Source organism: Sphaerisporangium viridialbum (assembly GCF_049674955.1).
Classification (GTDB): domain Bacteria; phylum Actinomycetota; class Actinomycetes; order Streptosporangiales; family Streptosporangiaceae; genus Sphaerisporangium; species Sphaerisporangium viridialbum.
In genome coordinates this window covers 1,685,853-1,707,659 of sequence record NZ_CP187232.1, presented here as the reverse complement: position 1 = coordinate 1,707,659, position 21,807 = coordinate 1,685,853, and the positions used below count along the sequence as shown (strand labels likewise).

The following is a 21,807-nucleotide window of genomic DNA, read 5'->3' as shown; positions in this document are numbered from 1 at the left end:
GTAAGAAGCGATCTCAACATGGTCAGTCCCGCAGGGTGCTGCCGGTGAGGTGCATGAAGGTGGCCTCCAGGTCGGGTTCGATGACCTCGGCGGCGGTCACGGTGGCGATGCCGTCGACGGCGGTGATGATCGCGGGCAGCAGGTACCGGCCGCCCTCGGCGATGAGCCGCACCGAGCCGGTGCCGGTCCTGACCGCCTCGTTGACGCCCTCCACCGTGCGCAGCTTCGCGAACGCGACGTCGACGTCACCGTCGAGCATCAGCTCGATCTTGTCCGCGCTGCCGACCATGGAGACGAGCTCGTGGCGGGTGCCGTCGGCCACGATCCTGCCGTGGTCGATGATCGCGACCCGGTCGCAGACCCGCTCCACCTCCTCCATGTAGTGCGAGGTGTACAGCAGGGCCATGCCGTCGGCGACGAGCCGTTCGACCCCGTCGAGGATGGCCTTGCGGCTCTGCGGGTCGACGCCGACGGTCGGCTCGTCCAGGATCAGCACCTCGGGCTCGTGCAGGAGCGCGGCGCCGATGTTGATCCGCCGCTTCATGCCGCCCGAGTAGGTGTCCAGCTTGCCGTCGGCCCTGTCGGACAGCCCGACCAGTTCGAGCACCTCGTCGATGCGCTTCGCCAGCGCGCGGCGCGGCAGGCCGAAGAGCCTGCCGAAGAAGCGCAGGTTCTCCCGGCCGGTCAGCTCGGGGTAGAGCGCGATCTCCTGCGGCACGTAGCCGATCTTCGACTTGGCCTTCATCGGGTCGGCGGCGAGGTCGATGCCGCCCACCAGCACGGTGCCCGTGTCAGGCCGCAGCAGCCCCACCAGCATGGAGATCGTCGTGGTCTTGCCCGCGCCGTTGGGGCCGAGCAGCCCGTAGGCCTGGCCGGGCGCGACGGAGAAGCCGACGTCCTGGACGGCCACGACGTCGCCGTACCTCTTGCTCAGGCCGGAGCAGGACATGGCGGACACAGGACCCGTCATCGCCGCCACCCCTCCGCGTCCTCGGGGACGCCCTTGTCCGCCTGGTTGCCGGCGAAGGTCTGCCGTCCGAGGTCGGCGTCGATCTGGAAGTCGAGGGGGCTGTTGCCGGTGACCTGGTTCCACAGGATGTGGTTGTCCAGGGCGTCGTCGCCTCCCCAGTCCTTGGAGGAGCCGAGCACGAACGCGCCGCCCATGACCGACTCGCCGCTCGGGTGGTTGTCGTGGATCAGGTTGTCCACGACGCTGACGCGGTGGGTCCCGATCAGCGCGAGTCCCACCCCGGAGATCGGCGGGCCCGCCGCGCCCAGCCCGTCGGGCTCGGCGCCGGCGGCCAGCCCGTTGCCGCGCAGCTCGTTGCCCGATACCAGGCAGTCGCGCACGCCGCCGTCCGGCTCACCCTCGTAGGTCTGGTTGAGCAGCATCATGCCGATCGCGTTGCCGTGGCTGACGTTGCGCACCACGCGCGCCCCCGAGGAGTTGTCGACGAAGACGCCGAAGGCGTTGGCGAAGGTCTCGTTGCCGGCGATCAGCGCCTTGGCCTCGGGGCAGAAGCTCAGGGCGATGCCGCCGTACTGGCTGCCCGACGCGCGGCAGCCCACCACCTCGCAGCCGCCGGACTCGCGGACGTAGATGCCCCAGACCGCGTTGTCCCTGGCCTCGACGTCCTTCACCGCCAGCCCGTTCACCGAGTGGGCGTAGACGCCCGCGCCGGAGAACCCGCTCACCGTGAGCCCGTCGATGGTGACGTCGCCGACGCCCTCGCCGTGCACGCTGACGCCGCTGACGACGTCCTCGGAGGCGTCGTGGAGCCGGGGGACGTCCGCCGGCGGTGAGTCGCCGGGGACCAGCAGGGTGCGCCCCTGGCCCATGCCGCTCAGCGTCACACCGCTGTGCCTGATCCACACGCTCTGCGCGTACGTGCCCTCGGCGAGCTGGATGCGCGCCCCTGGCCCCGCCTCGTCGAGCGCGCGCTGGATGGACTCGCCGGGCTGGACCGACCTCACAAGGGACATCACTGGTCCCCCTTCCTGTCGACGAAGACGATCGCCAATGAGACGAGCAGCCCGGCGCCGTGCCCCCACCGGGCCGCGCCGGCCACCCCGCCGTCCAGCGGGCCCGCCGGGCGCTCGTGCCGCGCCAGCCGTACGAGGGCGGCGCGGCGGCAGGCGCCGCGTACGGCGTAGGTCGCGCCGCCGGTCAGCGTGAGGCCGGTCGACGCGGTGAGCTCCTCGGCCGCCTCGTCGAGCAACCGGCCGGTCCACCCGGCGGGCCGCTCGGCCCGCGCCTCGAAGTCGTGCCAGCTGAACCCGGGCGGGCGGCCTCCGACCGCCTTGATGAAGCTCTCCTTCACGGGGAACGCCGCCTCGCCCGCGCCGAGCTCCCGCTCGGCGGGCGTGGTGATGTGGTGGCTGAAGACCGCCCCGCCGCGCTCGGCCGCCCGGGCGAGCCGGCCGGCCTCCACGATGTCCACGCCGATCAGCACCGGCGAGGTCATGCCGGGACCTGGGCGCAGCGGGTGATGAAGGGCACCAGGTGGGCGGTGTACTCCTCGGCACGCTCGATCATCGGGATGTGCCCGCTGCCCTCGACGACCACCACCTCGGCCTCGGGGTACTCCGCGAGCACGGTCAGCCACGGCACGACCGGGGTCATCCGGTCGTGCCGGCCCCAGATGTACTTCGACGGGGTCGCCACCTTGTCCAGCGCCGGTTTGACCTGGTACTTGCGGGTGGCCTTGAGGCTGCGGGCCATGCTGACCATGGCGGAGGGCTGGAGGAGCATGGTCCCGACCTCCTCCATCTGCGCGTCGGTGAAGAAGCGCTCCTCGCTGTGGAACAGGGCGGCCATCATGCGGTCGCCGAACTCCTCGCCGACGGGCCGCACGCTCCCCCTGCGGTCGAAGCTCAGCCCCACGTCGGGGTCGGCGGTGAGGCCGGGGGCGCCGCTCACGACGATGCCCCGCACCCGCTCCGGGTGACGGCCGGCCAGGTCGATCGCCACCAGGCCGCCGAGCGAGTTCGCGCAGACGATGACGTCACCGATCCCCGCGGCGTCACAGGACTCCAGCAGCGCGTCGCCGAGGCGTTCGATGGATCCGGCGACCTGACGGTCGAGCGCGCAGATCGCCTCGTTGGTGCGCAGGACGCCCCAGCCGGCCGCCGAAAGGTGCCGGAAGGGGTGGTCCCAGATCCAGCCACCGGCGAACAGCGCGGACATGAACACCACGGCCGGCCGGGTGCCGTCGCCGAGCCTGTGCTCGGTGGTGAAATCGGACATGGCTGCTCCAGTCACAGTAGGGAGACGTCTTCGGGAACCCACCCGCAGCCGCAGGCCGCGCCCTCGCCGACCTTCACGACCCCGCCGCAGTTGGGACAGCGGGCGTAGTCGCGTACGGCGGAGGGAAGCCAGACGCTGGTGAACGCCCGGGTGCACAGCCCGCTCTTGAAGAAGCGGCGCATCGCCCGCTGGTGCGGCCTCGCGTGCACCGCGCGGACCGACTCCGGACGGTCGAAGGCGCTCAGGGTGAACTTGCGGTCCCCGATGTCGAAGGTGGCGACGCCGAGGAAGCCCTTGGAGGCGCTCAGGGACTTGACGATCTCCACGCTCAGCAGGTCCACATCGGCGGCCTCCGCGTCGTCGCGCACCTCCAGCCAGGTCAGCGTCAGGGCCCCGGGGCGCTCCGTACGCCCTGCGGTGGCCCGCGCGCTGGTGCCGAACTCCCGCACCTCGTCGGCCTCGGGCACGAACCGCGCCGAGTAGCCGAGCGCCTCGGCGACCGCGAGCCGGTCGAAGCACCGCCGCACGTGCACGCCGTCCTCGCCGAGGGTCACCAGGTCGGTGCCGGTGACGCTGACGGCCCCGCCGACCGCCGGCATGCCCAGGTAGGGGGCGCGGTGGTCGGCCTGGAGCGTCCACCAGAAGGTGGCCGCCCCGTCGTCGCCCGTCACCCGGTCGACCAGGAAGCGGAGCTGCTTGAAGCGGGCCAGCACCCCGGCGGCGTGCGCCTCCAGCGCGTCCCCGCTCAGCGCGCCGCCGGAGTCCGGGTCGCTGTAGGAGGCGGCCGACGCGGCCACGGCCGCGGCGTCACCGGCCTGCCAGGCCGAAAGGTGCGCTTCCGCGATCTTCCGCACGTCCATGTCATCCCCCGCCGATCTCGTCTTCGGGGAGCCGCCCCGAGGCGACCGCCACCGCGAGCACCCGGCCCGAGGTGTGGCTGAGCGAGAGCCGTATCTGACTGCCGGGGTCCGCCGCCTTCGCCAGCGCCCCGCCGAGCCGTACGGCGGGCGGGTGCCCGGTGTGGCAGGCGGCGGTCCTCTCGCAGTTGGCGGTGGGCCGGGGCAGCACCTCGGCCTGGCCGAGGTGCTCGGCCGTCGCGGGGACGCCGAGCAGCCGCAGTACCGCGTACTTGCCGGCCAGGCGGCCCGCCCAGTGCTGGAGCGAGCGGCCCGACCCCGACCTGAGCCGCTCGGCCGGGGTGTAGACCTCCTCCAGCCGCATGTCGCCCACCAGCTCCTGCGGCCGGGAGAGCCCGGCGAAGCCGACCATCGCGCTGCCCCAGCGGTTCATGCCGCCCGCTCCCTCGGCAGGCGCCTGAGCGTGGCCGGGTCGGCCATGCTCAGGCAACGGGCTCCGGCGCGGCGGGACAGCCCGGCGAGCACCTTGCTGTCCCCCACCTCGACGCCGGGGGCGATCTCGTCCACGGCGGCCACGGTGGCGGTCCACAGCACCCGCCCGGTGAGCTGGGCGACCAGGGCGTCCCTGATCACGTCCAGGTCGGTGGTGGGCTCGCCGGTGACGTTGGGGACCACGGGGACGCGCGGCGGGCTCATCGGCGCCGCGCGCACCGCCTCGGCCCAGCCGGGTACGGCCGAGGCCATCAGCGGCGAGTGGAAGGCGTTGCCGACCTGGAGCGGCACGATCTTGCGGGCCGTGGAGGCGATCGACGCCAGCCGTTCGAGCGCGGGAAGGGCGCCGGACACGACCACGTGGCCCGGCGCGTTCTCCAGCCCGACCACCAGCGGCTCCTCATCGGTGCCCGCCTCGGCGGCCAGCGCCTCCACCTCCTCGACCGGCAGGCCCATCACCGCGCGCATCCCGCCGATGACGCCGACCCCGGCCATCAGCCGGGACCGCAGCTCCACCAGCCGGACGGTGTCGGCCAGGCCGAGCACACCGGCAGCGTGCAGGGCGCTCAGCTCGCCGACGCTGTGCCCGGCGACCACGCTCGGCTCGAACCCCTCCTCGGACAGCACGGCGAGCGCGGCCAGGTTGCACGCGGTCACCGCCACCTGCGCGTGCTCGGTCGCCACCAGCCGTTCCAGCGGCCCCCTGGCGCAGACCGGGGAGATCGGCCGCGACAGCAGCCCGTCGACCTCGTCGAGCCGGTCGCGCGCCGCCGGCCTGCGGCGCAGCCACGCGCCCATCCCGACGCGCACCGTGCCCTGTCCGGGGAACAGATAGCCAAGCATTTACGCCCACCCCTTCCGCCTACAGCCGTCGCCGAGGGCGCCTTTCCTCAGTGGCGGCCCGCTCGGTGCCGAGGAAGCCGAGAAGCAGCTTGTTGACCTGGTCGGGGGCGTCGAGCGGGATCCAGTGACCGGCGTCCTCGACGCGCTCGTACCGCCACGGCCCCTTGACGTACTTGCCGGACGCCGACATGCCCTCTTCGAGCAGCGCCTTGTCCCCGGACGACCAGATGCCGAGGGTGGGCGACAGCACGGGCGGGAAGGGCCTCGCGGGCCGCAGCTCGGCCTCGGGCGACCGGTTGGCCCGGTACCAGTTCAGCCCGGCGGTGAGGGCGCCAGGCCTGGCGAGGTCGCGCAGGTAGCGGTCGTAGTCGCCGTCCCTGCCCATGATCTCCTTGAACAGCCGCCACCCGTTGCGGCGCAGCAGCTCCTCGCTGACCCCGGGGAACTGGTAGAAGAGCATGTACCAGGAGGCGGCCCGCTGCTCGATCGACGGGGTGGCGAAGACGCCCGGGTGCCCCACCGACAGCACGGCGAGGTGGTCGACCCTGCGGGGCATCAGGAAGGCGTACATCCACGCGATGGCCGCCCCCCAGTCGTGACCGACGACGTGCGGCTTGCGGATGCCGAGCTTGAGGGTCAGCGCGACGACGTCGTTGAGGATGGTCTGCATCCCGTAGGCCTCGATCTCCTGCGGTTTGCTGGAGTCGCCGAAGCCCCGGAGGTCGGGCGCGATGACCCGGAAACCCCCCTCGACCAGCGCGGGGATCTGGTTCCTCCACAGGTACGAGGAGTCGGGGAAACCGTGGAGCAGGATGACGGGGTCGCCCTCGCCCTCGTCGATGTAGGCGATGTCCACGTCGTTGACCCGCGCCGTCTTCTTCTCGTTCATGCCGTCTCCCTGAACAGCCGCTCAGCGAAGAACTCGCTGAAGCCAAACTCGGGTACGTCCTCGGGGGCGACCATGTTGAGCAGCCCGGTCACCTGCGCGGCGAAGTTCTTCGCCATGAGCCGGCGGACCCGCCGCCGCCGCTCGACGGCGGCCTCGCCGAACTCCACGTGCAGCCTGCTGATGATGGACGCGCCGAAGTCCAGGCGCTCCAGGCGGAACGCCCGCTCCTCCAGATAGGGGTCGAACGCCTTCGGCGACCAGTCGTCGCCGGCGAGGAGGATGTCGCAGACGGTCCGCGAGTCGCGCATCGCGCACGACAGCCCGGTGCCGAGCACCGTGTCGGCGTTGCCCGCCTCGTCGCCGATCAGGACCACGCCCTCTCGCAGCGGGGGCCCTTCCGGGACGCTGGACACCGACGGCCACACCGAGAGCGGCCCCGCGGGGATGGCCTCGGTGACCGCCTTGCCCCGGTCGGGCAGGCATTCGAGCTCGAAGGCGGCGAGGAAGCGCTCGACGCCGCCGGGGCCGCGATAACGGTGCTTGTTCACCGTGGGGAAGTTCAGGTAGAGGCGCGCCCGGCCGTACCCCTGGGGGAAGACCATGAACATGACGTCGCCCGAGGTGCCCATGGCCTGCACGTCGGCGGGCCAGCCGTCCATGCCCTCGACCATCATCCCGCCGCCCCAGTGGTGCATGGAGTTGCGCATCGTGACGCCGATCTGCCGGCCGACGGTGCAGCCGCGCCCGGTGGCGCCGAGCACCATCCTGGCCCTGATCTCGTGGTCGCCCTCGGGGGTCTGGTAGGTCACCACCGGCTCGGCGCCCGCGGTGACGCCGATACGGGCCGCGTCCATGACCAGCCGGGCCCCGCTGTCCACGGCCTGCGCCGCCATCAGCTCGCAGACGGCGTGGTGCGGAAACGCCAGCGGCCCGCCGATGCCGGGGATGAAGCGGGTCATGTCCACCGCTTCGACCTCTTCACCGGAGACGGCCTCGTCCCAGGTCATCCACTCGCGGATCTCCCAGCCGCCGCCGGCCGAGAAGCAGTCGTAGACCCCGAGCCGCTGGGCCTCGCGGATGCCCCAGGGGGCGAGCCACTCACCGCGTACCAGGTCCTTGTAGGTCTCCTGCTTCTCGAGCAGCACGACCGACAGCCCTCCGGCGGCCAGCCTGCAGGCCGCCGACGCGCCCGAGATGCCACCTCCGACGATGACGACGTCGGCGTAGTCGACGGTCATGCCTCCCACCTCTCCCAGTACGTGCGTTCCTTGGCGCTGTATCGATCGGCGGGGCGGAACTCCGTGCCCACCGTGTAGGCGACCGGGATCATGCACACCTGCGTGACCCCGGTCGGGATTCCGAGCAGCTCGCCCACCTGCCGCTCGTGGGGTACGTGCATGCAGGTGATCGTGCTGCCGAGACCACGGCTGCGCAGCGCGAGCTGGAACGACCAGACGGCCGGGAAGATCGAGCCGTAGAAGATGCTCGCCCGCATCCAGCCGTGCTGCACCAGGTGCCCGGGGTCGTCGGCGTCCTTGCCCGACATCCGGTCGTCCCACGCGGCGTTGATGGCCGCGACGTCCGGCGGCCTGCCGAGGACGCACGGGATGACCAGGACGGGCACCCGCGCGATCGTCTCGACGAGCGCCTCGGCGGACTCGTAGTTCCTGCGCGCCTGGCTGTTGTTCCTGCGCCTGCCGGCGTTGGTCCACATGTCGTTCCTGTGGAACTGCCAGGACGTCAGGGTCAGCTCGGCGAGCTTCTCCTTGACTGCGGCGTCGGTGACGACCAGCCAGCGCCAGTTCTGGTGGTTGTTGGCCGTCGGGGCCTGGACGGCGACCTCCAGCGCCTCCTCCACGACCTCGCGGGGCACCGGCCGGTCGAGGTCGAGCCGGCGCCGGACGGAGCGGGTGGTGGTCAGCAGCCGATCGGTCTCCGTGACGTCGAAGGGGGCGCCGGTCATGGAGCCCCCAGCAGCACGGCGCCGCGTACGGACCGCGGTGCGGCGGTGAGCACCAGTGCCCGGCCGACGGGGCCGGGCAGGTTGGGCTTGGTGACGTAGGAGTCGAGGTCGCCCACGTGGGGGGACGCCAGCCCGGTGAGGGCGGGGGCGATCCCGTCGCGGATGGCCAGTGCCGCCAGGGCGATGTTCATCGCCCCCGTCGCGGCCTGGCAGTCGCCGGTGTGCCCGGCGGAGGTGGTGAGGACGGCCTCCGGCGCGGCTTCCAGCACCGCGGCGGCCTCCTCGGCGTCGTGCGGGCCCCCCGTCCCCGCGCCGACCACCAGGTCGGGACGGGCGCTCGGGATGCGGGTGAGACCCCGGGCGATGGGCTCGCGCCCGTCCTCCCCGCCGGCGCCCGCGTGGCTGGTGCCGAGGACGCGGGCGTACGGCCGCCCGCCGCGCCCGGCGCAGTGCTCGGCCGACTCCACCACGAAGGCGACGGAGGCGGATCCGGGAACCGGGCCCGAGCCCCCGCTGTCGTACGGGGAGACCGTGGCGTCCTTCGGTACGGCCGCGACCGTCTCGTCCGCCGCGACCACGAGCACCACGTCCGCCTTGCCCGCTCTGATCATTTCGAGCGCGCAGTCCAGGGCGATCGAGGCCGAGGCCCCGCCGTTGCAGATGGTGGTGGTCGGGCCGCGCAGGCCGAGGGTCTGGCACACGGCGCCGCCCGTGGCGTTCAGCACCACGTTGGAGAAGCTCAGCACGGCCGGCTTGTTGGGGTCGGCCGCGATGCTCTCGTCGAAGCCGCCGGTACTCTCGGCGGACCCGGCGCCGGTCGCGAACACCAGCCCGACGTTGTCCAGGTCCTTCCTCGGCAGCTTGAGCTCCGCGTCCTCCCAGGCGAGCCGGGAGGCGGCGATCGCCATGCGGGACAGGTTGTTCATGTGCCGCCACAGCGAGCGTGGCGCGAACGTCCTGCCGTCCAGGGAGGGAGCCCGGCCGAGGGCCTGGCGGCCCGCGACGACCGCCTCGGACACCTCGGCCACGCCGACGCCGAGGCCGCTGACGGGTCCGAGACCCGTGATCACGACCTCTCGCGACGGCAGCTCGTCGTGGTCGCGTTCGCCGCGCGGCGTCGTGAGCACGAGCGCGACGTTGTTGCCGCCGAAGGCGTAGTTGTTGGACACGACGGTGTCGATGGGCATCCGCCTGGCCACGTTGGGCACGAAGTCCAGGTCGCCGGGCACGGCGTCCTCGCCGAAGCCGATGGTGGGCGGCGCGGTGCCGTGCCGCAGCGCCAGCACGCTGGCGACCGCCTCCACCGCGCCCGCGGCGCCGAGCGTGTGCCCGACGAACGACTTGATGCTGCTGGTGGGCACCTGGCCCGCCCGCTCGCCGAAGACCACTCGCATGACCTTGGCTTCCATCGAGTCGTTGGCCGGGGTTCCGGTGCCGTGACCGCTGACGTAGTGGACGTCGTCCGGGGTCAGCCCGGCGTCGGCGAGCGCGCGCCGCATGGCGCTCGCTCCGCCCCGGCCGGTGGGGTCCGGCGCGGTCGCGTGGTAGGCGTCGGCCGACAGCCCGTACCCGGCGACCTCGGCCAGGGGCGTGGCTCCCCTGGCGAGCGCCCGGTCCAGCGGCTCCAGCAGCAGGAACGCCGCCCCCTCGCCAAGGTTGAGCCCGTCGGAGTGGCTGTACGGGCGGCAGGGGCCGGTGCTGAGGGCCTTCAGCCCGGCGAATCCGGCGTAGGTTCCGAAGAGCAGGGGGTCCACCCCGCCCGCGAGGACCACGTCGGCCTCGCCGGTGAGGATCTTGTCCTTGGCCAGGCCGACGGCGTTGCCGCCGGCCGCGCACGCGGTCGACACCAGGATGCGCGGCCCGCGCATGCCCAGCCGCCCGGCGACCACGTCCTCGGTGCGGTGCATGGGCTGGTAGCGCCCCGCCGCGTCGGGAGTCGCCTGGCACTTGCCGAGAATGATCCCGAACCGGTCGGGATCGAGGTCGTCGCGGGTCAGCCCCGCCTGCTCGACCGCCTGGCGTGCCGCGATGAGGGCAAGCTGGGCGGTGCGGTCCAGGCCGGCGTCGGAGTCCGGCAGTTGCCCGGTGATCCACTCGTCGGGAACCTGGCCCGCGTGCCGTGCCTCGAACACCGCGAAGGTCTCGTCCTCGACCGGAGTGAGGCCACCCTGGCCGGACGTGAGCCGCTGCCAGAACTCCGCGGGATCGCGGCCGATGGCACAGATGACTCCCAGGCCGGTGACGACGACGGGGCGCAGCGCCATGCTTGTCTCCTCATCAGACGATCGACGCGGATCAGATGATCGGGATGCTCCAGCTCTTGGGAACGATGTAGGGGCTGGTCAGCGTGGTCACCTCGGAGTCCTCCACGGTGAACTCCAGTCCCGCGGCGGCGAGGTCGGCGTCGACCCGCGCGAGGCCGAGGGTCGTGCCGAGGCCGACGCTGTGCACCGCGTGCACCACCTCGCCCACGTCCTGGCCGCCCGCCAGCACCCGGGCGCCCGGCGAGGGGACCGACGCGCCGCCGCTGAAGCCGACCGTGCGGCGTCCCTGGCCGGACTCCAGCGCCTTGAGCACCGCGTCCTTGCCGATGAACTCGTCCTTGGTGACGTCGACGAGCCAGTTGGCGCCGATCTCGATCACCGTGGTGCCCTCGGTGGCCTCGTGGCGCGGAATCGGCTGGCGGACCTCCAGCATCGCCAGCTCCAGGGCCTCCTGCCCCGCCGCCCCCGCGTGCTCGACCGCCTGCCGCCACAGCTCGGGGGCCGCCTCCCGGGGGACGATCATCTGGTATCCGTACTCGCCGGTGAAGCCGGTCCGGGCGAAGATGATCTCGGTGTCGCCCCAGGTCGTGTCCACGACCGACTCGAACGGCAGCGAGGCCAGCTCGCCGTCGATCAGCCTGCCGACCACGCCCCAGGCGTAGGGGCCCTCCAGGCCGAGGACCGTCAGCTCCCCGGAGCGGTCGGTGATCTCGACGCCCTCGTCGTTGTTCTCCCTCAGGTGCGCGAGCAGGCGCGTGCCGGCGCCGCAGGAGCTCTCCAGCAGCATGCCGTTCTCCCGGCCGAAGGCCAGGACCTGGTCGACGACCTGCCCCGACTCGTCGAGGATGAGGCTCATCATGCAGCGCTCGGAGGTGAGGTACTCGACGTCGCGGGCGATCACCCGCTGCGCGAAGTCGACGGCGCCGTCACCGGTGACCTCGATGAGGCTGTGGCCGCTGAGGTCGAGGACGGCGGCGCGCTCCCTCAGCACCTTGTACTCGTCGGAGACCGCGGAGAAGCGCAGCGGGACGGAAGCGTCGCCCACCTGACCGTAAACGGTGTCCTCCGGATGCAGGTTCGCGAGGACGGTAGCCATGGTTCACACCTTTCGTACGGAGACGTTGCCGGCGGGGTCGGCGATCGTGAGGTTTCCTTCGGCGGCGACGTGGCCGTCCACCCGCGCCGACACCCGGTACTCGGCGAAGCCTCCGCCGCCTCCGGTGCGCTCGGCGGACAGGACCAGCTGGTCGCCCGGGACGACGGGGCGGCGGAACCGCATCGACCTGACCCCGGCCAGGTAGCTGATCCTGCTCGCGCCCGCGAGGGCGAAGACCACCCCGGCGAGCTGGGCCATCGCCTCGACGATGACCACGCCGGGCAGCACGGCCTCGCTCGGGAAGTGGCCCTGGAACCACAGCTCGGTGCCGGCGACGTTCTTGGTCGCCGTTCCCTTGACGCCCGGCTCCACCTTGCCCACGCGGTCGAGCAGGAGCATGGGCCAGCGGTGCGGGAGCACCTCGCGGATCTGGTCGTTCGTCAGGCCCGAGATGACGGCCGCCGCCGCGTCGGCCGCGGGGCCGGTCTCGACCTCGGCCGCCACGTCGAGCGTCATGCCGTGGCCCGTAGCGCGGGGTTGACCTCGTCCGCGAGCCGGGACACCGAGCCGAAGACGGCCATCTCGCTGTCGTACAGCGCCACGCCGAACTCGGCCTCGATGGCGACGTAGAGCTCCAGGACATCGAGGCTGTCCAGTTCGAGGCCGCGCCCGAAGAGCGGCTGGTCATCGGTGATCCACTCGGGCTGGATCTCCAGGTCGAGCCGGGACACGATCATCTTCTTGATCTGGGTGCAGGTCTGCTGACGCTCGGCGGCCTTCGCACGGAGCTCATCGATGGTCATCTATCCTCCTTGGGCATCGGGGCAGGCTTGTGGTTCTGGTCGGGCTCGGGTGCCGGCCGGCGGCCGGGAGGGGGGTCAGGCAAGGCCGCCGCCGTGGGCGACCACCACCGCGCCGGATATGTACGACGCCTTGTCCGAGGCGAGGAAGCTGACGACCGACGCGATCTCCTCGGGCCGCCCGATGCGGCCCAGCCGGATGCGCGACTCGTACTGCTTCCTGATCTCGGTGGGCACCTTGCGTGTCATGTCGGTGGAGACGAAGCCGGGGGCCACGACGTTGGCGCGCACCCCGTGCGGGGCGGCCTCGTTCGACAGGGCCTTCGTGAAGGCGATGATCGCGCCCTTCGAGGCGACGTAGTTCGTCTGGCCGGGGAAGCCGCCGTCGAGCCCGCTGCTGGAGGAGATCGTCACGATCGACCCGCTGCGCTGGTGCTGCATGAGCCGCAGGCCCTCGCGGCAGCTCAGGAACGTGCCGGTGACGTTGGTGTCCATCGGGCCGCGGAACTGGTCGAGGTTCATGGCGATGAGGTAGCGGTCGAGGGTGACGCCGGCGTTGGTCACCAGCACGTCCAGCCGTCCGTGGTCGGCGCGCACCCCGCGGAACATCCGCCGCACGGCGTCCTCGTCGGTGACGTCCGCCTGTACGGCCGTCGCGCCGCCGCCCTCGCTCTCGATCTGGGCCACGACGTCCTTGGCGTCCTGCTCGGAGCGGCCGTAGTTGACTATGACGTGGGCGCCCTCCCTGGCCAGGTCGAGCGCGACGGCCCGGCCGATGCCGCGCGACCCGCCCGTCACCAGGGCCACGGAGCCTTCGGCAAAGAGCATCATCGCCTCCAGGAGGTTTGACGACAAATCAAACAATTGGGGATCTGCACGAAAAGCTACTAGGGCGAGATATCACGGCTGCATCACCGAGTTATCCCTGCATTGACTGAGATAACGGCATATACGACCCTGACACCATGGATACGCTCGATGTCGAAGTTCTGATCGTCGGCGGCGGCCCGGTCGGCCTGTCCGCGTCCATTGAGCTCTCTCGGCACGGAATATCCTCACTCCTCGTCGAGAAGCACCCGGGAACGTCGATTTTCCCGAAAGCGCGCCTCATTTCCACCAGGACCATGGAGCTCTTTCGCGCCTGGGGAATTCAGGAGGAGGTCGAGCGCACCGGCATGCCCCGCGAGGGCGTCCTCGCGGTGGGCGTCGGCACGTCCCTGGCGGCCGGCGACTTCCTCAGGGCGGCCGCGGCGATCCAGGAGGACGCCCCGCAGAGCCCGACCTACACCTGCCTGTGCTCCCAGGACCTGCTCGAAGTGATCCTGCGCAGGCACGCCGAGGAGCAGCCGGTGGCGCAGGTGCGGTTCGCGACCGCCATGACCGAGACGCGTACCACCCCGGGCGGCGTGGAGACGGTCGTCGAGTCGGGCCAGGGCCGCACGCTCGTACGCTCGCGGTACCTCGTGGCCGCGGACGGCAGCCGCAGCACCATCAGGGAGGGGCTCGGCATCGGGGTAGAGGGGCCTCCCCCGATGGGCCACATGGTCAGCGTCATGTTCGACGCCGACCTCGGCGGCCTGCCCGGCGACCGGCGCGCCGCGCTGTCCTTCCTGCGCAGCGACCCGCCGTGCGCGGTCGAGGCGGTGGACAACCGGCGGCGGTGGATGCTCCAGACCGGGTACGACCCGGCCGAGGGCGGCAGCGCCGAGGACTTCACCGAGGACGCGTGCCTGGCGGCCGTCCGCTCGGCCGTCGGCATCCCCGACCTGCCCGTCCGCATCCTGGGCGTCATGCCGTGGCTGCAGCAGGCCGTGGTCGCGACCGGGTTCCGCGACGGCCCGGTCTTCCTGGCCGGGGACGCCGCGCACGTGGCGACCCCGCAGGGCGGGTTCGGTATGAACTGCGGCATCCAGGACGCGCACAACCTCGCCTGGAAGCTGGCCGCCGTGCTGCGCGGGATCGCAGGGGAGGAGCTGCTGGCCACCTACGAGGCCGAGCGCCGCCCGATCGCGAGCCGCACGGTCGAGGAGAGCCTGGTCAACGCCCTCATCACGTTCCGCATGATGCAGGGAAAGCTGTCCATGCGGGAGTCGATCGAGCAGCAGGCCGGCCGCCGCAGCTCCGAAGGGCTGATCCTGGGCTTCCATTACCGGTCGGACGCCGTGGTCCCCGACGGCACGCCGGAGCCCGCGCCCGAAGACCCGTACCGTACCTACGTCCCGACGGCCAGGCCCGGTCACCGCGCCCCCCACGTCTGGCTGTCGAGGCAGGGCGGCCGGGTGTCGACGCTCGACCTGCTCGGCCCGTCCTTCACGCTCATGACCCCGGCGGGCGGCGGGTGGCTCCAGCCCGCCAAGGAGGCGGCGCACCGGCTCGGCGCGGCGCTCACCACGGTCGAGATCTCCCCCGACGGCTCCGCCCCGCTCACCTCTCCCACCTGGGCGGACGAGTACGGCGTGGGCACGAACGGCGCCGTACTCGTCCGCCCCGACGGTCACGTCGGGTGGCGGTCGCCCGGCGGGGAGGCGTCGCAGGACGCGCTGGCCGGGGCGCTGGCCGCGATCCTCGCCAGGTCGTGACGGGGCCCCGCCCGCGAGCACATCCTGGCCGCGCCCAGGCGCAGGGACAGGGGGTTCCCCGACGAGGTGGCGACGAGGTCGGTCACCGTCTGCGCCCCGAGCGGAGCGTACGACGCCCCGACGAGCATGTCCGCCAGCTCCCTGGCCACCTCCGCCGCCAGCGGCCGTACGAACTCGCGGTGCGCCCCCTGCCTGGCCACGAGCTCGTCGAGGGGATCGGTGCTGGTGACGATCACCCGGCAGTTCGCGCCGCCGGGCAGCAGGGGCCGTACCTGCTCGCTGTCCCTGGCGTTGTCCAGCACGACGAGCAGCCGCCTGCGCGCCGTCCAGCTGCGGTAGAGGGCCAGCTTCTCGGCGTGGTCAAGGGGGATGTCCTGGGCGGGCACGCCGAGGGCCCGCAGGAACCGGTCGACGACCGCGTCCGGCTCGGGTGCCGTTCCCTCGCCGTTTCCCCCCATGTCGGCGAAGAGCTGGCCGTCGGGGAACCAGTCGATCCGGTTGTGCGCCCACCGCAGCACCAGCGCGGTCTTCCCGACGCCGGCCGGGCCGCTCACGACCATCGTGCCCGGCACCGCCACCCCGGGGTCCGGCCGCATCGCCACGTCCAGCGCCACGGTCTCCTCGTTCCTGCCCACGAACGGCAGGACCTGCGGAGGTAGCTGGGACGGGACGACCAGGCCGGCGCCCGGCCGGTGGGCGGGAGGCCGCATGAGCGCGGACTCGTCCCTGAGGATCTGGTCGTGGAGCCGCCGCAGCGCCGGGCCGGGTTCGAGGCCGATCTGCTCCAGCAGGTACCTGCGCGTCTCCTGGTACGTGCGCAACGCCTCGGCCCGGCGTCCCGCCCGGTACTGCGCCAGCATGAGCTGGGCGCGCACCCGCTCGCGGAACGGGCACTCCGCCACCAGGGCCAGCAGCTCGGGGATCACCTCGTGATGGCGCCCGAGCTCGATCTCCAGCTCCAGGCAGGCCTCCATGGCCTCCAGCCGGGACTCCTCCATACGGGCCACGTCGTAGCGCAGGCCCCGGAGGTCCTCGAAGGGGTTCCCCCGCCACAGCCCGAGCGCCTCCCGCAGGAGCTGGACGGTGTCCTGCCGGTCCCTCCCCGCCTCCTCGCCGCGTGCCCGCGCCACCAGCGCCCTGAACCGCAGCCAGTCGATGGTGTCCGCGCCCGCCCGCAGGAGATAGCCGGGACTGGACGTCTCGATCGCGCCCGCGCCGAGCGTCCGGCGCAGCCTCGACACGCAGATGGCGATCTGCCGCCACGCGCTCCTCGGCGCGGAACCGGCCCACACCGTCTCGATGAGCCGGTCGACGCTGACGACCCGGTTGGCGTTCAGCACCAGGCTCGCCAGGATCGCCAGCTCCCGGTTCGCGCAGATCTGCAGCTCAGCACCGTCCTTGAACACCCTGAGCGGTCCAAGGACGCGGAACTCGAGCGTCCCGCCCATCAGCCGGTCCGCGTCAGGTACTGCTCGATCTCGTCCGCGGCGCGGACGGCCCCGCCCGCCGCCCGGACGTCCCGCCGCATCGCGTCCGTGGCGCGCCGCACGTCCTGGTCCGCCGCGACGCCGAGCACGGCCTCGCGCAGCCGCTCCGCCGTGACCTCCCCGGGAGGCAGGACCCGGCCGAGGCTCAGCTCCTCGATGCGCCTGCCTGTGGGCCGGTCGAGGTCGGAGGTCGGGACGACCACCATGGGGCAGCCCGAGTGCAGGGCCTCCATGACCGTGCCCATGCCGCCGTGCGTGACCGCCACGGACGCGTGGCGCAGCACGGTCAGGTGCGGCACCCAGCGGTGCACCTCGATGTTGGGGGGCAGCGGGCCGAGCTCGGCGGGGTCCAGTCCCTCCGCCACCGTCATGACCACGTGCCATGGCAGGTCACCGAAGGCCTCGACGCAGGTGCGGAAGAACTCGGGGTGCTGGTTGAACACCGCCCCGAACGAGACCAGCGCGATCGGAAGCCCGCCCGCCGGGGGCTCCCACTCGCCGAGGAAGCTCCGTTCTCCCAGGCAGGGCCCGACGAAGGCGAACCGCTCGTCGAAGGTGTCGCCCGCGAACTGGAACGCCCGGGGGATGGTGACCAGGCTGAAGTCCTGAACCTCCCACCACAGTTCCGCGGCCGGCACGTCGACCCCGTGGGAGCCGGCCATCGCGCCGATCCTGATGAGCATGTCGTCCACCCAGCGGGACAGCGTGGGGCCCTCGCCCGGGCCGTCCCCGCCGTGGTTGTAGATGGCGTTGAGGTAGGAGAAGTGCGGGTTCGACGCGAAGAAGGGGATGAGCTGCGCCGCCGGGCGCCGCCATTTCCTGGCGAGGACGCGCCCCGCGTAGAGGATGGAGGTGTCGTACACGATCATGTCCGGCCGGCCGGGCATCCACTCGTCGAGAGCCTCCAGCATGGACTGGCTCTCGTCCAGCAGAAGGGACAGCAGATACAGCGGGTCGTTCGCCAGATCCAGGAAGTTCGCCTTGCGGTATTTCGAGTCGTAACACAGAACGGTGGCACCGGTCTTTTCCACGATGGCCGCCATGCTCTGCGCGGTCAGGTAGGTGACCCGGTTTCCTCTGCGAACCAATTCGGCGACCACGGCCAGATTCGGTAATACATGACCATGATCGGGATGACACATGAAAAGATAGTGTCGCGTCATGTGGGAATCTCTCCGGCAGATTACGCGGGTATGCGCTACTAATGAACCTAATAAGGGTTCCCCGAATCACGTCACCCCCTAATCCCCCCTGTCACCCCCCCTCACCCACCCCACCCGATAGGGGTTCCCCTATTCGGGCGGCCGTGATTACGCTAAGCCCGAATCCGAGGAGGACGTCGATGCCCACCCGTGTCTGGGACTACCTGACGGAGTACGACGCCGAGCGCGAGGACATCGCCGACGCCGTGGAGACCGTGTTCCGCTCCGGGCAGCTCGTCCTCGGCGAGAGCGTCCGTTCCTTCGAAAGGGAGTTCGCGGCCTACCACGGGGTGCGCCACTGCGCGGGCGTCGACAACGGCACCAACGCCATCAAGCTCGGCCTGCAGGCCCTGGGCGTCGGCAGGGGCGACGAGGTGATCACCGTGTCCAACACGGCGGCGCCGACGGTGGTCGCCGTCGACGGGGTGGGCGCCACCCCGGTCTTCACCGACGTCGACCCGGACACCTACCTGATGGACGTCTCCCAGGTCGAGGCCGCCATCACCCCGCGCACCCGGTGCCTGCTGCCCGTCCACCTGTACGGGCAGTGCGTGGACCTGGCGCCGCTCGAACGGCTCGCGGCCCGGCACGACCTGGTGATCCTGGAGGACTGCGCGCAGGCCCACGGCGCCCGCCGTCACGGCAGGGTGGCCGGGTCGACGGGCGCGGCGGCCGCGTTCTCCTTCTACCCGACCAAGGTGCTCGGCGCCTACGGGGACGGCGGGGCGACGATCACCTCCGACGACGCCGTGGACGCCAACCTGCGCAGGCATCGCTACTACGGCATGGAGCAGACGTACTACGTGGTGGAGACGCCGGGGCACAACTCCCGGCTGGACGAGGTGCAGGCCGAGATCCTGCGCCGCAAGCTCCGCAGGCTCGACCGGTACATCGCCGGCAGGCGGGCCGTGGCGGCGCGCTACGCCGAGGGCCTCAGCGACACCGAGCTGGTGCTCCCCTCGGTCGCCGAGGGCAACGAGCACGTCTACTACCTGTACGTCGTGCGGCATCCCCGGCGCGACGACATCATCGAGGCGCTGCGCGCGCACGACATCCACCTCAACATCAGCTACCCCTGGCCGGTCCACACCATGTCCGGCTTCGCGCATCTCGGTTACGCGCGCGGCAGCCTGCCGGTGACCGAGGAGCTGGCCGGCCAGATCTTCTCCCTGCCGATGTACCCCTCGCTGCCGGTCGAGGTGCAGGAGAAGGTCATCTCCACGCTGCGCGAGGTGCTGAAGACCCTGTAGCCTCCCGGTTCAGGGCCGCCCGAACCCCTTCTCGACGGCCAGGCAGGCCTTGTACCGGGGCAGCAGGCCGCGCTCCGCGGCGCCGGACACCGTGGGGGCCAGCATGTCGCGCTCCGACAGGATCGGGTCCCGCCCGGACGGAAGGCGCAGCCCGATCTCCGCGTCGAAGACCGACACCGCCAGCTCGTTCTTCTTCCGGTACTCCTGCGAGAGCAGGTAGCACACCACCGTGTCGTCGTCGAGCGCGGCGAAGGCGTGCCCGACGCCCGGCGGGAGGTAGACCGAGCGGCAGGTGTCGCCGGCCAGCTCCACCTGGTCCCAGCGGCCGAAGGTCGGCGACCCCACCCTGAGGTCGACCACCATGTCCAGCGCCCTGCCCCTGGTGCAGTACACGTACTTCGCCGTCCCCGGCGGTGCGAGGGTGTAGTGGACGCCCCGGACCACTCCCCGCTTCGACGTGCTCTGGCTGGCCTGCGCGACCGGGAACAGCGGGTGCCCGACCGCCTCGGCGAAAGCCGCCTCCTGGAAGGTGGAGACGAAGGCGCCGCGGTCGTCGGGGAACGTCTCGGGGACGAACTCGAAGGCGCCGGTCACCGCCAGCTCGCGGTGTCTCATGCCCGCCCGCCCGCCACGGAGGCGACCGTGCGGCGCAGCGCCTCCTGGAGCGGCACCCGCGCCGTCCAGCCGGTGCGCCGCCGGAAGGCGGCCGGATCGGCCACCACGCTCTTCAGGTCCATGAGAGTCGCCCCATCCGGCGGTGGTGTGGAGATGACGGGCACGGGAGGGGCTCCGGTGTACTCGGACACGGCCTCCGCGATGGCGGTGAACAGGTCGCGGACGCTCGTGCCCCGGCCCGTGCCGAGCAGCCAGTGCCCGCCTGCGAGCGCGTCCGCGTGGTCGAGCGCCGCCAGGAAGGCCTCGGCGGTGTCGCCGACGTAGAGCAGGTCGCGCTCGACGCCGCCGTCGCCCCACATGGTGAGCGGCTCGCCGGCCAGGGCGCGGCGCGCCATCGCCGCGACCACGCCGCGGTCGGCGTCCGGCGTGACGCCGCCACCGAACACCGTGGGCAGGCGCAGCGTGACGCCGCGCACCACCCCCTGCGCCGTGGCCGCCTTGAGCAGGCCCTCCGCGGCCGTCTTCTGCCGGTCGTAGGGGGTCTCGGGGTCGTCGGGCTCCGTCCCGTCGATGCGGGCCGGGACCCGCGAGCCGGCCTGCGACGTCGACCCGGGGAACAGGACGACCGGCGGCGGGCCCGGCCCGCGCTCGGCCCGGATCGTCTCGACGATGTCGCTCACCACACCGCGGTTCACCTGGTCCACCGCGTCCGTGGCCGTGCGCCAGTCGCCGTGCAGCAGCATGTTGACCACGACGTCGGCCCCCGCGACCGCCTCCGCGACCTGGCCGGGGACGGCGAGGTCGGCGCGGCGTACGTCGACCTCCGCCGGGCCGCCGCCGGGGACCGGCGAGAGCCGGCGCGCCACCAGGCGCAGCCGCACGCGACGGAGGACGAGCTTCTCGACCAGGGCGGAGCCCACGAAGCCCGAGGCGCCGAGGACCACGACGAGCGGCCCGCCCGGGTCAGACAAGGCGCACCTCGGGGACGTACAGGATCCACCTGCCGCCCGCCTCCCTGAACGCCCGTTCCTTGGCCATGATCTCTTCCGCGTGGTTCCAGGCGAACAGCACGGCGTACTCGGGGTAGGGGCCCGCGAACGCCTCGGGCCCCCTGACCGGGATGCCCGATCCGGGCGTGAGCCTGCCCTGCTTGGCGGGGGTGGTGTCGCAGATGAAGGGCACCAGCTCGGGCCCGATGCCGCAGTAGTTCAGCACGGTGGCGCTCTTGGCGGTCGCGCCGTACCCGGCCACCGTGGCCCCCTTGTCGCGCAGGCCGGTCAGCAGCTCCACGAGCTCGTCGCGCGTGCGCTCGACGCGGGCGGCGAACCCCCGGAGCGTAGCCAGGTCGGTGACCCCGGCCGAGGCCTCGGCGGCCAGCAGCTCGTCCACCGCCGGGCTCCGCCGCCTCGCGCCCGCGCGCGCGAGGGTGTAACGGACCTCGCCTCCATGCACGGGCAGCCGCTCGACGCCGACCAGCTCGAACCCCGACCGCCGCGCCATCTCCTGCACGGACCCGGCGGCGAAGTAGAAGAAGTGCTCGTCGTAGATCTGGTCGAAGGAGGCGCGCTCCAGGATGTCCGCGAGGTAGGGGTCCTCGAACACGAAGACGCCGTCCGGCCGCAGCAGCGCGTCGACCCCGCTCAGGATCGACTCCATGTACGGGATGTGGCACAGGGTGTTGGCGGCGTAGATGACGTCCGCCGGGCCGTCGGCGTCGCGGATCCGGCGCGCGGTCGCCTCCTCGAAGAAGTCCTTGACCACCCGCACCCCCTTGGAGGCGGCCAGGTCGGCCACCCCACCGGACGGCTCGACGCCCAGGTGCCGCACGCCCGCCTCGGCGATGCTCCTGAGCATCGTGCCGTCGTTGCAGCCGAGCTCGACGACGAAGGGGTCGGGCCCCGACAGCTCCGTGGCCAGCAGGCTCTTGGCCAGTGCCTGGAAGTGCTCGCGCATGACCGAGGAGCCGGAGGAGAGATAGGGGTAGGCCTCGTGGAACATGCGCTCCCGGGGGACCTCCTCAAGCAGCTGCACCATCGTGCAGGTCTCGCAGATCCCTACCGCGAGCCGGAAGGAGAACTCCTCCCTGGTGTCGCCGGGGGTGACGAACGCGTCGGAGACGGGCTGGCGCCCGAAGTCCGCGAACTCGGTGAGCCGACCCGAACAGACCCGGCATGACATGACTGACTCCTTCGGTAGTGTCGACGATCCCCGGCCGACCGGGAC

22 protein-coding genes are annotated in these 21,807 nt (G+C 72.1%); 2 read left to right on the top strand and 20 right to left on the bottom strand.

All coding sequences use genetic code 11. From position 1 onward, the window contains the following. Positions 1 to 22: 22 nt before the first annotated feature. From ACOZ38_RS07835 to ACOZ38_RS07765, 15 genes are all read right to left on the bottom strand, one after another. Positions 23 to 970, bottom strand: coding sequence for an ABC transporter ATP-binding protein (locus tag ACOZ38_RS07835; RefSeq protein ID WP_405145048.1), 948 nt, complete (start codon positions 968 to 970; stop codon positions 23 to 25). Next, positions 967 to 1,983 carry a right-handed parallel beta-helix repeat-containing protein gene (locus ACOZ38_RS07830; RefSeq protein WP_424529438.1) on the bottom strand — a complete coding sequence of 339 codons (1,017 nt, stop codon included), beginning with the start codon at positions 1,981 to 1,983 and terminating at the stop codon, positions 967 to 969. Before ACOZ38_RS07830 ends, ACOZ38_RS07835 begins: the two co-directional genes overlap by 4 nt. Beyond that, positions 1,983 to 2,465, bottom strand: a complete 483-nt coding sequence (locus tag ACOZ38_RS07825) for a hypothetical protein (RefSeq protein WP_424529437.1) — start codon at positions 2,463 to 2,465, stop codon at positions 1,983 to 1,985. The genes ACOZ38_RS07830 and ACOZ38_RS07825 overlap by 1 nt, the downstream gene beginning before the upstream one ends. After that, positions 2,462 to 3,247, bottom strand: a complete 786-nt coding sequence (locus ACOZ38_RS07820) for an alpha/beta fold hydrolase (protein WP_424529436.1) — start codon at positions 3,245 to 3,247, stop codon at positions 2,462 to 2,464. The genes ACOZ38_RS07825 and ACOZ38_RS07820 overlap by 4 nt, the downstream gene beginning before the upstream one ends. An 11-nt stretch (positions 3,248 to 3,258) precedes the next feature. Next, positions 3,259 to 4,107 (bottom strand): ester cyclase, encoded by an 849-nt coding sequence (locus tag ACOZ38_RS07815; protein WP_424529435.1) that lies wholly within the window; start codon positions 4,105 to 4,107, stop codon positions 3,259 to 3,261. Position 4,108: 1 nt separating this feature from the next. Then, on the bottom strand, positions 4,109 to 4,537 hold the full coding sequence (locus ACOZ38_RS07810; protein ID WP_424529434.1) for a phosphopantetheinyl transferase: 429 nt from the start codon (positions 4,535 to 4,537) through the stop codon (positions 4,109 to 4,111). After that, positions 4,534 to 5,439, bottom strand: coding sequence for an ACP S-malonyltransferase (locus ACOZ38_RS07805; RefSeq protein WP_405145042.1), 906 nt, complete (start codon positions 5,437 to 5,439; stop codon positions 4,534 to 4,536). Before ACOZ38_RS07805 ends, ACOZ38_RS07810 begins: the two co-directional genes overlap by 4 nt. Before the next feature lie 19 nt (positions 5,440 to 5,458). Beyond that, on the bottom strand, positions 5,459 to 6,328 hold the full coding sequence (locus ACOZ38_RS07800) for an alpha/beta fold hydrolase (protein WP_424529433.1): 870 nt from the start codon (positions 6,326 to 6,328) through the stop codon (positions 5,459 to 5,461). Beyond that, positions 6,325 to 7,566, bottom strand: coding sequence for an FAD-dependent oxidoreductase (locus ACOZ38_RS07795; protein ID WP_424529432.1), 1,242 nt, complete (start codon positions 7,564 to 7,566; stop codon positions 6,325 to 6,327). The genes ACOZ38_RS07800 and ACOZ38_RS07795 overlap by 4 nt, the downstream gene beginning before the upstream one ends. Beyond that, positions 7,563 to 8,291, bottom strand: a complete 729-nt coding sequence (locus ACOZ38_RS07790; protein ID WP_424529431.1) for a nitroreductase family protein — start codon at positions 8,289 to 8,291, stop codon at positions 7,563 to 7,565. Before ACOZ38_RS07790 ends, ACOZ38_RS07795 begins: the two co-directional genes overlap by 4 nt. Next, positions 8,288 to 10,555 carry a beta-ketoacyl synthase N-terminal-like domain-containing protein gene (locus ACOZ38_RS07785; protein ID WP_424529430.1) on the bottom strand — a complete coding sequence of 756 codons (2,268 nt, stop codon included), beginning with the start codon at positions 10,553 to 10,555 and terminating at the stop codon, positions 8,288 to 8,290. The genes ACOZ38_RS07790 and ACOZ38_RS07785 overlap by 4 nt, the downstream gene beginning before the upstream one ends. Positions 10,556 to 10,586: 31 nt before the next feature. Further along, entirely contained in the window at positions 10,587 to 11,651 is a 1,065-nt protein-coding gene (locus ACOZ38_RS07780; protein WP_424529429.1) for an aminomethyltransferase family protein, read from the bottom strand. A gap of 3 nt (positions 11,652 to 11,654) precedes the next feature. Beyond that, entirely contained in the window at positions 11,655 to 12,167 is a 513-nt protein-coding gene (fabZ, locus tag ACOZ38_RS07775) for a 3-hydroxyacyl-ACP dehydratase FabZ (RefSeq protein ID WP_424529428.1), read from the bottom strand. Next, on the bottom strand, positions 12,164 to 12,454 hold the full coding sequence (locus ACOZ38_RS07770; RefSeq protein WP_405145035.1) for an acyl carrier protein: 291 nt from the start codon (positions 12,452 to 12,454) through the stop codon (positions 12,164 to 12,166). Before ACOZ38_RS07770 ends, fabZ begins: the two co-directional genes overlap by 4 nt. 75 nt (positions 12,455 to 12,529) lie before the next feature. After that, a complete protein-coding gene (locus tag ACOZ38_RS07765) occupies positions 12,530 to 13,282 on the bottom strand; it encodes a 3-oxoacyl-ACP reductase family protein (RefSeq protein ID WP_424529427.1) in 753 nt (250 codons plus the stop codon). A gap of 134 nt (positions 13,283 to 13,416) precedes the next feature. On the opposite strand from ACOZ38_RS07765, the gene ACOZ38_RS07760 reads away from it, so the two are divergent. After that, the gene (locus ACOZ38_RS07760) at positions 13,417 to 15,030 is read left to right on the top strand and encodes an FAD-dependent monooxygenase (RefSeq protein WP_424529426.1); all 1,614 of its coding nucleotides are present in this window, start codon (positions 13,417 to 13,419) and stop codon (positions 15,028 to 15,030) included. Here the strand turns inward: ACOZ38_RS07760 and ACOZ38_RS07755 are convergent. Further along, positions 14,946 to 16,478, bottom strand: coding sequence for a BTAD domain-containing putative transcriptional regulator (locus tag ACOZ38_RS07755; RefSeq protein ID WP_424529425.1), 1,533 nt, complete (start codon positions 16,476 to 16,478; stop codon positions 14,946 to 14,948). The two genes, ACOZ38_RS07760 and ACOZ38_RS07755, sit on opposite strands and share 85 nt — an antisense overlap. Further along, positions 16,478 to 17,659: a macrolide family glycosyltransferase gene (locus ACOZ38_RS07750; RefSeq protein WP_424529424.1), complete on the bottom strand. Its 1,182-nt coding sequence runs from the start codon at positions 17,657 to 17,659 to the stop codon at positions 16,478 to 16,480. The genes ACOZ38_RS07755 and ACOZ38_RS07750 overlap by 1 nt, the downstream gene beginning before the upstream one ends. A gap of 200 nt (positions 17,660 to 17,859) precedes the next feature. Between ACOZ38_RS07750 and ACOZ38_RS07745 the strand changes: the two genes are divergently transcribed. Then, a complete protein-coding gene (locus tag ACOZ38_RS07745; protein WP_424529423.1) occupies positions 17,860 to 18,969 on the top strand; it encodes a DegT/DnrJ/EryC1/StrS family aminotransferase in 1,110 nt (369 codons plus the stop codon). A gap of 9 nt (positions 18,970 to 18,978) precedes the next feature. On the opposite strand, the gene ACOZ38_RS07740 is transcribed toward ACOZ38_RS07745, so the two are convergent. Genes ACOZ38_RS07740 through ACOZ38_RS07730 form a run of 3 tightly spaced genes read right to left on the bottom strand, consistent with a single transcriptional unit; the run spans position 18,979 to position 21,762 of the window. Then, positions 18,979 to 19,584 carry a dTDP-4-dehydrorhamnose 3,5-epimerase family protein gene (locus ACOZ38_RS07740; RefSeq protein ID WP_424529422.1) on the bottom strand — a complete coding sequence of 202 codons (606 nt, stop codon included), beginning with the start codon at positions 19,582 to 19,584 and terminating at the stop codon, positions 18,979 to 18,981. Next, positions 19,581 to 20,555 carry an NAD-dependent epimerase/dehydratase family protein gene (locus ACOZ38_RS07735; protein ID WP_424529421.1) on the bottom strand — a complete coding sequence of 325 codons (975 nt, stop codon included), beginning with the start codon at positions 20,553 to 20,555 and terminating at the stop codon, positions 19,581 to 19,583. Before ACOZ38_RS07735 ends, ACOZ38_RS07740 begins: the two co-directional genes overlap by 4 nt. Further along, positions 20,548 to 21,762, bottom strand: coding sequence for a methyltransferase domain-containing protein (locus ACOZ38_RS07730; RefSeq protein ID WP_424529420.1), 1,215 nt, complete (start codon positions 21,760 to 21,762; stop codon positions 20,548 to 20,550). Before ACOZ38_RS07730 ends, ACOZ38_RS07735 begins: the two co-directional genes overlap by 8 nt. Positions 21,763 to 21,807 lie beyond the last annotated feature (45 nt).

What these genes read in the sequence shown, in the direction of transcription:
- ACOZ38_RS07785 (WP_424529430.1), bottom strand. Translation starts at nt 10,555, where the DNA reads ATGGCGCTGCGCCCCGTCGTCGTCACCGGCCTGGGAGTCATCTGTGCC.
- ACOZ38_RS07765 (WP_424529427.1), bottom strand. Translation starts at nt 13,282, where the DNA reads ATGATGCTCTTTGCCGAAGGCTCCGTGGCCCTGGTGACGGGCGGGTCG.
- ACOZ38_RS07835 (WP_405145048.1), bottom strand. Translation starts at nt 970, where the DNA reads ATGACGGGTCCTGTGTCCGCCATGTCCTGCTCCGGCCTGAGCAAGAGG.
- ACOZ38_RS07755 (WP_424529425.1), bottom strand. Translation starts at nt 16,478, where the DNA reads ATGGGCGGGACGCTCGAGTTCCGCGTCCTTGGACCGCTCAGGGTGTTC.
- ACOZ38_RS07825 (WP_424529437.1), bottom strand. Translation starts at nt 2,465, where the DNA reads ATGACCTCGCCGGTGCTGATCGGCGTGGACATCGTGGAGGCCGGCCGG.
- ACOZ38_RS07780 (WP_424529429.1), bottom strand. Translation starts at nt 11,651, where the DNA reads ATGGCTACCGTCCTCGCGAACCTGCATCCGGAGGACACCGTTTACGGT.
- ACOZ38_RS07730 (WP_424529420.1), bottom strand. Translation starts at nt 21,762, where the DNA reads ATGTCATGCCGGGTCTGTTCGGGTCGGCTCACCGAGTTCGCGGACTTC.
- ACOZ38_RS07805 (WP_405145042.1), bottom strand. Translation starts at nt 5,439, where the DNA reads ATGCTTGGCTATCTGTTCCCCGGACAGGGCACGGTGCGCGTCGGGATG.
- ACOZ38_RS07830 (WP_424529438.1), bottom strand. Translation starts at nt 1,983, where the DNA reads ATGTCCCTTGTGAGGTCGGTCCAGCCCGGCGAGTCCATCCAGCGCGCG.
- ACOZ38_RS07800 (WP_424529433.1), bottom strand. Translation starts at nt 6,328, where the DNA reads ATGAACGAGAAGAAGACGGCGCGGGTCAACGACGTGGACATCGCCTAC.
- ACOZ38_RS07790 (WP_424529431.1), bottom strand. Translation starts at nt 8,291, where the DNA reads ATGACCGGCGCCCCCTTCGACGTCACGGAGACCGATCGGCTGCTGACC.
- ACOZ38_RS07810 (WP_424529434.1), bottom strand. Translation starts at nt 4,537, where the DNA reads ATGAACCGCTGGGGCAGCGCGATGGTCGGCTTCGCCGGGCTCTCCCGG.
- ACOZ38_RS07795 (WP_424529432.1), bottom strand. Translation starts at nt 7,566, where the DNA reads ATGACCGTCGACTACGCCGACGTCGTCATCGTCGGAGGTGGCATCTCG.
- ACOZ38_RS07745 (WP_424529423.1), top strand. Translation starts at nt 17,860, where the DNA reads ATGCCCACCCGTGTCTGGGACTACCTGACGGAGTACGACGCCGAGCGC.
- fabZ (WP_424529428.1), bottom strand. Translation starts at nt 12,167, where the DNA reads ATGACGCTCGACGTGGCGGCCGAGGTCGAGACCGGCCCCGCGGCCGAC.
- ACOZ38_RS07760 (WP_424529426.1), top strand. Translation starts at nt 13,417, where the DNA reads ATGGATACGCTCGATGTCGAAGTTCTGATCGTCGGCGGCGGCCCGGTC.
- ACOZ38_RS07740 (WP_424529422.1), bottom strand. Translation starts at nt 19,584, where the DNA reads ATGAGACACCGCGAGCTGGCGGTGACCGGCGCCTTCGAGTTCGTCCCC.
- ACOZ38_RS07820 (WP_424529436.1), bottom strand. Translation starts at nt 3,247, where the DNA reads ATGTCCGATTTCACCACCGAGCACAGGCTCGGCGACGGCACCCGGCCG.
- ACOZ38_RS07815 (WP_424529435.1), bottom strand. Translation starts at nt 4,107, where the DNA reads ATGGACGTGCGGAAGATCGCGGAAGCGCACCTTTCGGCCTGGCAGGCC.
- ACOZ38_RS07770 (WP_405145035.1), bottom strand. Translation starts at nt 12,454, where the DNA reads ATGACCATCGATGAGCTCCGTGCGAAGGCCGCCGAGCGTCAGCAGACC.
- ACOZ38_RS07750 (WP_424529424.1), bottom strand. Translation starts at nt 17,659, where the DNA reads ATGTGTCATCCCGATCATGGTCATGTATTACCGAATCTGGCCGTGGTC.